This window comes from Planococcus plakortidis, from assembly GCF_001687605.2.
In the GTDB taxonomy this organism is placed as follows: Bacteria; Bacillota; Bacilli; order Bacillales_A; family Planococcaceae; genus Planococcus; species Planococcus plakortidis.
In genome coordinates, this window is sequence record NZ_CP016539.2 from 1,404,740 (window position 1) to 1,416,949 (window position 12,210).

Here is a 12,210-nt window from a genome sequence, read left to right on the forward strand (position 1 = left end):
CACAAGCTATCTTATAATGAGGCGTTTTCGAATCTATATGTTAAAATGTAGAGGCGAAACGCCTTTAATTATGGAAACGAAGGGGAATAGGATGGCTGATATAACAATGGCAAGGCTGCATGAAGCTATGGTTATACTATATGCTGTCAGCCTTGTCTTTTATTTTGTCGATTATTTATATACTACGAAAAAAGCCATCCGGATCGCCATGTCATTTCTTGGGGCCGTGTGGTTATTGCAGACCGTGTTCCTGGTGCTCTATATCATCGAGACGCAGCGTTTCCCGGTTCTGACTTTGTTTGAAGGCATTTATTTCTATGCGTGGCTGTTGGTTACGCTATCGCTGGTCCTGCGGATTTTCTACCGTTTCGACTTTGCGGTATTTTTGATCAATATCATCGGATTCATCTTTATGGTCATCCACACGTTTGCGCCGGTCCAGATCGAACGCTCGCCGGTGGGGGAAGCGTTGGTGTCGGAGCTGTTATTCATCCACATCACGTTCGCCATCCTGTCCTATGCGGCCTTTTCGCTATCGTTCGTCTTTTCCGCGCTGCATCTGATTTTGTATCGACTGTTGAAGCAGAAGAAATGGACGAAGCAATGGAGCAGCTTGCCGTCACTAGGGCAGACCGAACAGGGCATGACCATTTCCATCCTGGTCGGGATCCCGTTGCTGTTCGTCTCGCTCGTCCTCGGGTTCCAATGGGCCGTCGTATCGTTGGAGGAATTTTCCATAATGGATGTGAAGATCGTGGGTTCGTTCATCCTGCTGGTCGTTTATAGTTTTATTCTATGGCGTCACCGGCGGGGGAACTTGAATGGCATGAATTATGCCTGGGCCCACCTGTATGCATTTTTGTTATTGCTGCTTAATTTCTTTTTTGGCAGCCGTTTATCGGAATTTCATTTTTGGTATTAATAGAAAGGTAGGATTCAGTTGAGAAAAATCATTGTAGGGTCAAGAAGAAGCAAGCTTGCGTTGACGCAAACCAATCAATTCATCGAGAAAATGAAAGCGGCAGGTGCGCCGTTTGAATTCGAGATCAAGGAAATCGTCACGAAAGGCGACCGCATCCTGGATGTGCAATTGTCGAAAGTGGGAGGCAAAGGGCTTTTCGTCAAGGAAATCGAACAGGCGCTTTATGCCAAGGAAATCGATTTCGCCGTCCACAGCATGAAAGACATGCCGGCCGTTCTTCCGGAAGGGTTCGTCATCGGCTGCATCCCGGAGCGCGAGGACCCACGGGATGCGTTCATTGCCAACGATCACGTGAAATTGATGGACTTGCCGGTCGGCGCTGTCGTCGGCACAAGCAGCTTGCGCCGGAGCTCACAACTTCTTTTGTTGCGCCCGGACCTTGACGTCCAGTGGATCCGCGGAAACATCGACACGCGTCTTGCAAAACTCCATTCAGGCGATTTCGATGCCATCATCCTGGCGGCCGCCGGATTGAAGCGCATGGGCTGGGGCGATGACATCGTCACGGAATTCATGGATACAGAAGATTGCCTGCCGGCGATCGGCCAAGGCGCACTTGCGATCGAATGCCGTGAAGACGACGAAGAGCTTCTTGCGGAACTGGCAAAAGTGAACGATAAGGAAACTGAACTGGCTGTCACGGCGGAACGCAAATTCCTCAAAGACATGAACGGCAGCTGCCAAGTGCCGATCGCAGGCTACGCAACGGTTGCGGGCGAGGAAGTGTCTTTCACCGGTCTCATCTCCTCACCTGAAGGCGACCAAGTGTATAAAGAGTCAGCTGCGGGTACGGACCCGGTTGAAGCGGGCCGCATCGTGGCTGAGAAGATCAGTGCCCAAGGCGGCTACGATCTGATCCAGCGCGTCATCGCCGAAAGCAATGTGTAAGAAAAAACCGGTCATCATTTTCACCGGCAGCCGATTGCCGCGGGAAGCTGCAAGATTGGCACGGGAAAAAGGCGCGGACGTGGAGTATCTGCCATTGATCGAAACAGTGGTGCGAAACACGGACGCGCCGGACTTCAGCCGCTACGGCTGGCTTATTTTCACGAGCCGCAACAGCGCAGAAGCTTTTTGCAAGCTGCATCCTGAAACCGATGCGAAAATAGCGGCTGTCGGCGATAAGACCGCTGAAATGCTGGAACAACACGGCTATACGGTCGACTTCATCCCATCAACGTTCAGTGCCGATGTCTTTGTCCAGGAATTCCCAGACATCGCCGGCAAGGAACGCTGTTTGTTTGTCCGGGGGGCACTCGCCAAAGACACGATTTTGTCGATGCCGCTCGCGATCGATGAATGGACCGTCTACGATACCGTCAAAAAGCGCAATAATGCACAAGCACTCGCCCGGATGTCCGATGTCACGATCATTTTCGCCAGCCCCTCAGCAGTTGCTGCTTACCGGGAAGCAGGCGGGAATTTCCAGGGTGTCCAGACAGCCGCCATCGGCCACATTACCGAACGGGCGATCATCGAAGCAGGGGGAGAAGTCCATTTCCGCCCTGAAACCTATACGTATCTAGAAATCATCCAGACAATAGCGAAAGGAAGATGCAGCTTATGAAAGACTTGAAATTCGACCGCCACCGCCGCCTGCGCGGTTCAGCGAATCTTCGTGCAATGGTCCGTGAAACCTCCGTACAGAAAGAGGATTTCATCTATCCGATCTTTGTCGTGGAAGGCGAAGACTATAAACAAGAAATCTCCTCGATGCCAGGCGTCTACCATTATTCAATCGACCGCCTTGGCGAGGAATTGGATGAAGTGGTCGAGCTCGGCATCCCGTCCGTCATTTTGTTCGGTGTCCCGAAAGACAAAGACCCGGTCGGCTCGCAGGCTTACCACGATCACGCCATCACGCAGGAAGCGATCCGTTTTGCCAAACAGCGCCATCCGGAACTCGTCGTCATCGCCGATACGTGCCTGTGCCAATATACAGACCACGGCCATTGCGGCGTCATCGAAGACGGCGTCATCCTGAACGATGAGTCGCTCGACCTGTTGGCGCGCACCGCTGTGTCCCAGGCGAAAGCCGGGGCAGACATCATCGCCCCGTCGAATATGATGGACGGCTTTGTCGCAGCGATCCGCTACGGCCTTGATGAAGCGGGATTCAGCCATATCCCGATCATGTCCTACGGCGTGAAATATGCTTCCGCTTATTACGGCCCGTTCCGTGAAGCGGCACACTCAACGCCTCAATTCGGTGACCGCAAGACCTACCAGATGGACCCGGCGAATCGCATGGAAGCGCTTCGTGAAGCCTCGTCCGATGTCAATGAAGGCGCAGATTTCATGATCGTCAAACCGGCATTATCCTATCTTGATATCATCCGCGAAGTACGCGATAACTTCGATATCCCAATCGTCGCTTATAATGTATCGGGCGAATACGCGATGGTCAAAGCAGCCGCTCAAAACGGCTGGGTCGATGAAGAAAAAATCGTCCTTGAAACATTGCTCAGCATGAAACGTGCAGGAGCGGACATTCTGATGTCGTACCACGCAAAAGACGCGGTACGCTGGCTGGAGGGGAAATAATATGGGATACGAACACTCGAAACAAGCATTCGAAGAAGCGAAAACATTGATGCCAGGCGGCGTCAACAGCCCGGTGCGCGCATTCAAATAGGTCAATATGGACCCGATTTTCATGCAGTCCGGAAACGGCGCGACCATCACGGACATTGACGGTAATACGTATATCGATTATGTCCTGTCCTGGGGCCCGCTGATTTTGGGCCACGCCCATCCGGAAGTGGTGAAAGCCATCCAGGAACAGGCGACACTCGGCACATCTTTCGGCGCACCGACCGTCCTTGAGAACGACATGGCGAAACTCGTCCAGGAACGGGTGCCATCGATCGAAATGGTCCGCATGGTATCGTCGGGCACAGAAGCGACGATGAGCGCACTGCGCGTCGCACGAGGCTATACGGGCCGCAATAAGATCCTGAAATTCGAAGGCTGCTACCACGGGCATGGCGACAGCCTGTTGATCAAAGCAGGATCGGGTGTTGCGACACTCGGATTGCCGGATTCACCAGGCGTTCCGGAATCGGTGGCGAAAAACACGATCACCGTTCCGTATAACGATTTGGAAAGCGTGCGTTTGGCGTTCCAGGAATTCGGCGATGACTTGGCGGCCGTGATCGTCGAGCCGGTTGCCGGCAATATGGGCGTCGTGCCTCCAGCTGAAGGCTTCCTTCAGGAACTGCGCAATTTGACGCATGAAAACGGCACCGTCCTGATCTTCGATGAAGTCATGACCGGCTTCCGTGTCGGCTTTAATTGCGCACAAGGCCATTACAGCGTTACGCCGGACATGACGTGCCTCGGCAAAGTCATCGGTGGCGGTTTGCCTGTCGGCGCCTTCGGGGGCAAGCGCGAAATCATGGAGCAAGTCGCACCGAGCGGCTCGATCTACCAGGCGGGCACTTTGTCCGGCAACCCGCTCGCGATGCGTGCAGGTTATGAAACTTTGTCCCGCCTTGATGAAGCGAGCTATGAGACGTTCAATGAACGCGCGGACCAGCTCGAAAAAGGCTTCCGCGAAGCGGCGGAAAAATACAATATCCCGCATACGGTCAACCGTGCCGGCTCGATGATCGGCTTCTTCTTCACGAATGAGGAAGTGACGAACTTCGAGACCGCTTCGAGTTCCGACCTGGAACTGTTTGCGGATTATTACCGCTTGATGGCGGAAGAAGGCATTTTCCTGCCGCCATCCCAGTTTGAAGGCATGTTCTTATCGACTGCCCACACACCTGAACATATCGAACGCACAGTCCAGGCATTCCATAATGTGTTTGCGAAACTGGCGAGATAAATGAAGCGAACCGTCCTTGAAGGCCATTGTGATTGGCTTTTGGGGGCGGTTTTTTTATGAATGAATGAAAACTTCGATGCCCATTGCTTCATTTACCTTGATTGGGCCACGGAAGAAGAGTGAAGCTTGAAAGGTGAAAGTAAAAAGATAAATAATTAATGAAAGGATAATTTGAATGGAAGTTCATTTTCTGTCTGATTGTCTGGTAATATAAAACTAATGGATATTTTAATTAGCGAAAGTTGGTAACGAATTGAAACGTTTTCTTATAACCTTGGCCATCGCACTCGGAGCCGGCTTTTTGTTCAGCCTGACCGGCTTGTTCCTGCCGTGGCTATTGGGCCCGATGGCAGCTTTTCTCATTTTGCGCCAAATGACCGATATGAAGTTCCATTGGCCGAAAGTGTTCCGCACGCTCGGGTTGTTGCTGCTTGGCATCCAGATCGGCGCGGCATTCACCCAGGAATCGGTGTTGTTGATGGCGGCGGACCTGCCGTATATGTTCGTCATGACCGTTGCGGTCGTCGCGTTTTCCATCGGCCTTGGCTGGTTGTTCCAGCGCATGACGCGCGTGTCGATGTCGACGGCATTGCTCGGCTCGATGCCGGGCGGCTTGTCTCAGATGGTATTGATCGCTGAAGAAGTGAAATCCGCCAATGTGACGGTCGTATCGGTCATGCAGACCTTTCGTATCCTGCTCATCGTCTTCACTGTGCCACTCTTTGCGGGATTGCTGTCGGGACGGTCACCGGGAGAAATGGCGGAAGCGAGTTTCCGGTTCTCGCCTTATGCATTCGGCATCGCGCTCATCCTCGGCTACGTATTGTATTGGATCATGAAGCGCATTTCGTTCCCGGCCCGTGAATTGATGGCGCCTGTCCTTGCGATGGCGGTCGTCCAGACCGTGACCGGCAGCGATCTTGTCGACCTTCCGAACCTGGTCATCATCATCGCGCAAGTATTGATCGGCACGCATCTCGGCTTATCGATGGAAAAGCTCGGCGATTCGATGGACGGTCGGATTGCAGGTGCGGTTTTCCTCAATACGGTACTGCTCATCGCGTTTTCGGCAGGGATTGCTTACGGGCTCGAGCTGGTGTTGCCGGATTACCTCTTCCTGGACTTTTTCCTGAGTGCGGCTCCTGGCGGTATGGCAGAGATGACGATCACGGCGCTTGAAGCAGGGGCGGCCGTTCCGCTCGTGACGAGCTTCCATTTGTTCCGTTTGTTCTTCATCCTGCTCGTCGCGGCGCCACTCGTGACATACTACGTGAAAAAGCTTGACGCTAAATCAGGCTATTGAGTACAATGAATTTAACAGGATATTGATGCGTTGATGAGGATAGTAAAGTGTCGGGGACATTTCAGAGAGAAAGCCGAGTGGTGAGAGGCTTTCATGTTCCGCATTTGAATGTCACCTCGGAGCAGTTGCCGTGAACAGAGTAGCGGAAACCGGATGTGAATCCGTTATCGAACTTGAGAGCCAGGCGAATTCTGCCTGTGTATAAAGGTGGTACCGCGAAAAACTCCTTCGTCCTTTACGTGACGACAGGAGTTTTTTTGTATCCATTTTTAAGTTCGACAGAAAACAGGGCCGCATGTTGGCCAAGAGGAGGAATTTGGATGAGCAAGCAATTATCAACGAAATACGAACCGCAGGCGATCGAACAAGGGCGTTACGACTGGTGGGTGGACAATAAATTCTTCGAAGCGAAGCCGGAAAGCGGCAAGACGCCGTACACGATCGTCATCCCGCCGCCGAACGTAACGGGCAAGCTCCACCTGGGGCACGCCTGGGATACGACTTTGCAGGACATCATGACGCGCATGAAGCGCATGCAAGGCTATGACGCACTGTGGCTGCCGGGGATGGACCATGCCGGCATCGCAACACAGGCGAAAGTCGAAGGCAAGCTGAAAGAAGAAGGGCGTTCACGACACGACATGGGCCGCGAAGCCTTCCTGGAAGAGTCATGGAAATGGAAAGAGGAGTACGCCGGCCATATCCGCCAGCAATGGTCGAAGCTCGGGCTTGGGCTCGATTATTCCCGCGAGCGTTTCACGTTGGATGAAGGCTTGTCAAAAGCGGTACGCGAAGTATTCGTCAAATTATACGAAAAGAAACTAATTTACCGCGGCAAATACATCATCAACTGGGACCCGGCAACGAAAACGGCGATCTCCGATATCGAAGTCATCTACAAAGACGTACAAGGCGCGTTTTACCATATGCGCTATCCGTTGGCAGATGGATCGGGCCATATCGAAATCGCGACGACCCGCCCGGAGACGATGCTCGGCGATACGGCAGTCGCGGTTCATCCGAAAGACGAACGCTACCAGCATTTGGTCGGTAAAAAAGTCATCTTGCCGATCATCGGCCGTGAAATTGAAGTCGTGGCAGACGATTATGTCGACCGTGAATTCGGAAGCGGCGCCGTGAAGATCACGCCGGCACACGACCCGAACGACTTCGAGATCGGCAATCGCCACAACCTGGAGCGCGTCCTCATCATGCACGAAGACGGCTCGATGAACGAAAACGCCGGCAAATATGAAGGCATGGATCGCTTCGAATGCCGCAAAGCGATCATCAAGGACCTCCAGGACATGGACGTATTGTTCAAGATCGAAGAGCATCTTCACTCGGTCGGGCATTCCGAGCGCAGCGGCGCAGTCGTGGAACCGTATTTGTCGACGCAATGGTTCGTGGACATGCAGCCGCTCGCAAAGAAAGCGGTCGACAGCCAGAAGAGCGAAGACGGCGTCAATTTCGTGCCGGACCGTTTCGAGAAAACCTACCTACACTGGATGGAAAACATCCGTGACTGGTGCATCTCCCGCCAATTGTGGTGGGGCCATCAAATCCCGGCTTGGTACCATAATGAAACCGGCGAAATCTACGTTGGCCATGAAGCACCAGCTGACGCTGAAAACTGGACGCAGGACGAGGACGTACTCGATACGTGGTTCTCATCCGCACTATGGCCGTTCTCGACACTCGGCTGGCCGGAAGAAAACGATGAGTTGAGCCGTTATTACCCGACCGATGCACTCGTGACGGGCTATGACATCATCAATTTCTGGGTATCGCGCATGATTTTCCAGGCACTTGAATTCACAGGCGAGAAGCCGTTCAAAGACGTGCTCATCCACGGCCTCGTACGGGATGCAGAAGGCCGCAAAATGTCGAAATCACTCGGCAATGGCGTCGACCCGATGGATGTCATCGAACAATACGGCGCGGATTCCTTGCGCTACTTCCTCGCGACGGCATCATCTCCAGGGCAGGATCTTCGCTACTCGAACGATAAAGTCGAGTCGGTATGGAACTTCGCCAATAAAATCTGGAACGCCTCGCGCTTTGCGATGATGAACATGGAAGGCATGGAGCATAAAGACATCGATTTGACAGGCGAGAAATCCGTAGCCGATACGTGGATCTTGACGCGTCTCAACGAAACGATCGAGCAAGTGACAAATCTTGCAGAACGTTACGAGTTCGGGGAAGTTGGGCGACTGCTTTATAACTTTATCTGGGATGATTTCTGTGACTGGTACATCGAAATGGCGAAATTGCCATTGTACGGTGAAGACGAACAGGCGAAAGCGATGACGCGCTCCGTGCTCGCGTATGTGCTCGATAACACGATGCGCTTGCTGCATCCGTTCATGCCGTTCATCACGGAAGAAATCTGGCAAAACCTGCCGACAGAAGGCGAATCGATCACGATCGCCGCTTGGCCGGCAGTGAACGCTGAACTTAGCGACAATAAAAAAGCTGATAGCATGAAGCTATTGATGGACGTCATCCGTTCTGTCCGCACGATCCGCGCGGAAGTGCAGACGCCGATGAGCAAGAAAGTGCCGATGACGATCAGCGCGAAAGACGAGACGACGTTGTCGGTGCTCGAAGAAAACGCAGCGTATATCGAACGTTTCTGCAACCCGGAAACCTTGACGATCGGGCTCCATATCGAAGCGCCCGAAAAATCGATGTCCGCGGTCGTATCCGGAGCGGAGCTGTTCATGCCGCTCGAAGGCTTGATCGATATCGAAGAAGAGCTAAAACGCCTGCAAAAAGAACTCGATAAATGGGCGAAAGAAGTCAAGCTCGTCCAAGGCAAATTGTCGAACGAACGCTTCGTGTCGAAAGCACCGGAAGCGGTCGTGGCGGAGGAGCGCAAGAAAGAAGCGGATTACCTCGAGAAGCACGCAACCGTAGAGAAACGCATGGAAGAATTGAAGAACCTGTAATAGGAAAAAGCGATTCCCAACGAGGGGATCGCTTTTTTTCAGGCTGACGGGAAAGTGAAGAAGCCGTATTTTCCGAAGCTTATTGTGCGCTTTCCGCGGGGTTAGATAGACCTTTGAATTATAAAGAGTAGAAAGAATAACTTTCGCTTTAATTATAGATGTTCTTAGATTTCTTCAACACATTGAGCGATTTCCCGTAAAGGGGGAATCGCTTATTTTAATTCCGGTCATTTTCCCGGAACGGATAGTTTTCTTCGAGTTTCGTGAAATGCCTTGCCAAGAGCTCGGCGATATTGTCCTCATGTGTTTGATAAAACGAGCGGGCGCCGACCGGGTCTTCGATTTCGTTGAACAGATGACGGCCGTCGTCCAGCAGCAGGAAATCCACGCCGATATAATCGCTCTTCAAGGCTTCAGCGATTTTCTTGGTATCTTCCCGTTGTGCGGAAGTCAGTTCAAAGCGTTCGACGGAAGCACCGAGCGAATAATTCGCTTTAAAGGAATCATGTGCGCTGCGTTTAACCGCGCCGACGATTTCCTTGCCGATGACATACGCCCGGACATCCGCCGTGTGTGGCACCACTGGCTGATAGAGGAGGGTGGCTTCGGTATCCGCCACATCCTGTTCCGATTTGACGAGCCACACTTCCGAACCGCCGTGGCCGCCTGCGGTTTTTACGATATACGGGAGAGCGAGCGGTGTTTTTTGTGTCGGGATCACCGGCACACCGAGCAGCTGGAATAATTGATAGCTCTGCCATTTATCGTTCGCGATGCGGTTCACTTCCGCGCGGTTGATGAGCCGTACGCCATGGTCTTCCAAGAAGCGGGCGGCATGCGGCTGGCGGACACGGAAAAAAACGGACTGTCCCTTGAGGCGCGGCAACAAATCTTCGAGCCCCGCTTCGCTCCAGTCATCCCAGGTGAGCAACTCGATCGAACAAAAGCGCTTCAATTCATCGATAAATCCCCGATTGTGTTGTGCGGATGCCGTTTCGTACAGAACGATCATGACAAATCCTCCTGGATATAACGGATCATCGCGTCTCCGACATTGATGCCTGTCACATTGAGGATATTGCGGATATGCGCAGCCGCATTGACTTCACAGACGAGCGGTTGGCCATTCGGGCCGTATAACAGGTCGACACCGGCAAAGACCGCACCGACAGCCTCGGCCGCCTCCAAGGCGAGCTGTTGTTGTTCAAGTGTCAATTCAACCGGGAATGCGCGGCCGCCGTTCGTGATGTTTGCGCGGAAGTCTGTATCGGACTGCCGTTTCATCGCCGCGACGATCTTTCCGCCGACGATATTGACGCGGATATCGCGCCCGTGGCTTTCCGCGATGAATTCCTGGAACACGTAATCGACGCCGGACAGGCTCTCGACTTTTTCATAAAACTCATTTTCCGTTTCAATCAAATACACTTTCATGCCGAACGACCCGTGCCCTTCCTTGATGATCATCGGCAAGCCGAGGTCATCCAGCACCCCTTCGAAATAGCCGGAATCCCGGATGGAGAATTTCGGATAGACTTTCGGCGCGACGATCGTCTTCGGCATCGGGATGTCCCGTTCTGCCAGCCGGATGTATTGCGTCGCCTTATTGTCGCATAAATCGATGATCGCGGGATCGTTATAGACGGGGACCCCGCGGCTTTTCAGGAAGTAGCCGAGCAGGATGTCCTTGTCGAGCAGCACCGCAAAATCCGGGAACTTCTGCTGGTGCGATAAGGACATCGGGATTTCATAATTCTTCTTGATTTCCGCTTGTATTCCCTGGCGCTCGGCGGCTTCGGCCATCAATTGCGCCTGGTCTTGAAATTTATCGGAAACGAGGCTTCCGTTATAGATCACCCAACAACTCAACATTTCCATTCCACCTTCATGATATACTCATACTAAAAAAAGTGTATCACGTTTAGCAGAGAAAAGAGGCTGGAAAATGATTAATGGCTTAGCTGAATACAAAAAGAGATGGGATATAGAAACGGATAATGCGATCAAGCCCGGGCTGGATGCCATCCGTTCAGCACTCGGGGAACTCGGGAGCCCGGAAGCCGAAGGGCGTTTTGTTCATATAGCGGGCACCAATGGCAAAGGCTCGACCGCTGCGATGCTGTCGGCGGTATTGCAGGCGCATGGGAAATCGGTCGGTACATTCTACTCTCCGGGCATCATCGACCTTCACGACCAGATCCAGATCAACGGCGAGCCCATCTCCCCGCAAGCTCTGGACGAAGCCATGAAGGAACTGTCGGGAATCGAGACGGCGCTCACGGATTTCGAATTACTGACGGCTGCCGCTTATGTGCACTTCCGCAATGCATCGCCTGATTACGTGATCATCGAAGCGGGGATGGGCGGCCGTTTCGATTCGACGAATGTCATCGACCCTGAAGTCGCGATCATCCCGTCCGTTTCCAAAGAGCATACGAATTTCCTCGGCGAAGACATCAAAGACATCGCCTGTCATAAAGCGGGCATCATCAAAAAATGGCGGCCGGTCGTCGCCGGCCCACTTGAAGAACAGGTGATGGAAGTCATTCGTGAGGAATCGCAGAAGCAGCACGCGGAACTTATCGTGCCCGGAACGCCCTATCAGGGGATGCTTTCATTAAAGGGGGCGCACCAACAATGGAACGCGCAAATCGCCCTGGAAGCGGCAAAGGAACTGCTTGGCACAAGCTTTGATGGGCAGCTAGCGCAAGTGGCCTTATCAAAGGCTTCGATCCCGTACCGATTCGAGGCTTACGCGGAAGGCTTGATATTTGACGGGGCCCATAACGAAGCGAGCATCGACGCGCTGGTCGAGACGATCCGGGCGGAATTCCCGGAAAAAAGCATCCGGATTGCCATGGGCATGCTGAAGGATAAACCATATGAAAAAGTGTTGCGCAAGTTGGAGGCGATCAGCGATGACTTCGTTTTTCTGGATTTCAACAACCCCCGTGCACTCCCGGCTGAAAAATTATTTGCTGTTAGTAACAGTAAAATAAAGACAATTAAAAACATTTATGATATATTACCTGTTAACGGATACGGTGAAGTGACTATAGTCACAGGTTCTCTTTACCTCCTTTCGACCCTCAAAAACCCCGATGTACTTTTTCTAAAACATTACCGAAACAATTGAAAC

9 protein-coding genes, 1 pseudogene and 1 other annotated feature are annotated in these 12,210 nt (G+C 52.6%); of the genes and pseudogenes, 8 read left to right on the top strand and 2 right to left on the bottom strand.

Annotated elements, in window-relative coordinates; translation table 11 throughout:
- Window positions 1–91 precede the first annotated feature (91 nt).
- The 7 genes and pseudogenes from BBI15_RS07140 (at window position 92) to BBI15_RS07170 (ending at window position 9,071) form a co-directional block, all read left to right on the top strand.
- The gene (locus tag BBI15_RS07140; RefSeq protein ID WP_068868932.1) at window positions 92–922 is read left to right on the top strand and encodes a cytochrome C assembly family protein; all 831 of its coding nucleotides are present in this window, start codon (window positions 92–94) and stop codon (window positions 920–922) included.
- An 18-nt stretch (window positions 923–940) separates the two neighbouring features.
- Window positions 941–1,870, top strand: coding sequence for a hydroxymethylbilane synthase (gene hemC, locus BBI15_RS07145; protein ID WP_068868933.1), 930 nt, complete (start codon window positions 941–943; stop codon window positions 1,868–1,870).
- A 55-nt stretch (window positions 1,871–1,925) separates the two neighbouring features.
- Entirely contained in the window at window positions 1,926–2,549 is a 624-nt protein-coding gene (locus tag BBI15_RS07150) for a uroporphyrinogen-III synthase (protein WP_237150921.1), read from the top strand.
- Window positions 2,546–3,526 (top strand): porphobilinogen synthase, encoded by a 981-nt coding sequence (gene hemB, locus BBI15_RS07155; RefSeq protein WP_068868935.1) that lies wholly within the window; start codon window positions 2,546–2,548, stop codon window positions 3,524–3,526. The genes BBI15_RS07150 and hemB overlap by 4 nt, the downstream gene beginning before the upstream one ends.
- A gap of 1 nt (window position 3,527) precedes the next feature.
- A pseudogene (gene hemL / locus BBI15_RS07160) lies at window positions 3,528–4,814 on the top strand (glutamate-1-semialdehyde 2,1-aminomutase).
- Window positions 4,815–5,067: 253 nt separating this feature from the next.
- Entirely contained in the window at window positions 5,068–6,117 is a 1,050-nt protein-coding gene (locus tag BBI15_RS07165; protein WP_068868936.1) for an AbrB family transcriptional regulator, read from the top strand.
- Window positions 6,118–6,138: 21 nt separating this feature from the next.
- Window positions 6,139–6,356, top strand: a binding site (T-box leader).
- Window positions 6,357–6,437: 81 nt separating this feature from the next.
- Window positions 6,438–9,071 carry a valine--tRNA ligase gene (locus tag BBI15_RS07170; RefSeq protein WP_068868937.1) on the top strand — a complete coding sequence of 878 codons (2,634 nt, stop codon included), beginning with the start codon at window positions 6,438–6,440 and terminating at the stop codon, window positions 9,069–9,071.
- A 217-nt stretch (window positions 9,072–9,288) separates the two neighbouring features.
- On the opposite strand, the gene BBI15_RS07175 is transcribed toward BBI15_RS07170, so the two are convergent.
- The gene (locus BBI15_RS07175) at window positions 9,289–10,083 is read right to left on the bottom strand and encodes an ATP-grasp domain-containing protein (RefSeq protein ID WP_068868938.1); all 795 of its coding nucleotides are present in this window, start codon (window positions 10,081–10,083) and stop codon (window positions 9,289–9,291) included.
- Complete coding sequence (locus BBI15_RS07180; protein WP_068868939.1) at window positions 10,080–10,943, bottom strand: ATP-grasp domain-containing protein; 864 nt, start codon at window positions 10,941–10,943, stop codon at window positions 10,080–10,082. The genes BBI15_RS07175 and BBI15_RS07180 overlap by 4 nt, the downstream gene beginning before the upstream one ends.
- 73 nt (window positions 10,944–11,016) lie before the next feature.
- On the opposite strand from BBI15_RS07180, the gene BBI15_RS07185 reads away from it, so the two are divergent.
- On the top strand, window positions 11,017–12,207 hold the full coding sequence (locus BBI15_RS07185; protein ID WP_068868940.1) for a bifunctional folylpolyglutamate synthase/dihydrofolate synthase: 1,191 nt from the start codon (window positions 11,017–11,019) through the stop codon (window positions 12,205–12,207).
- Window positions 12,208–12,210 lie beyond the last annotated feature (3 nt).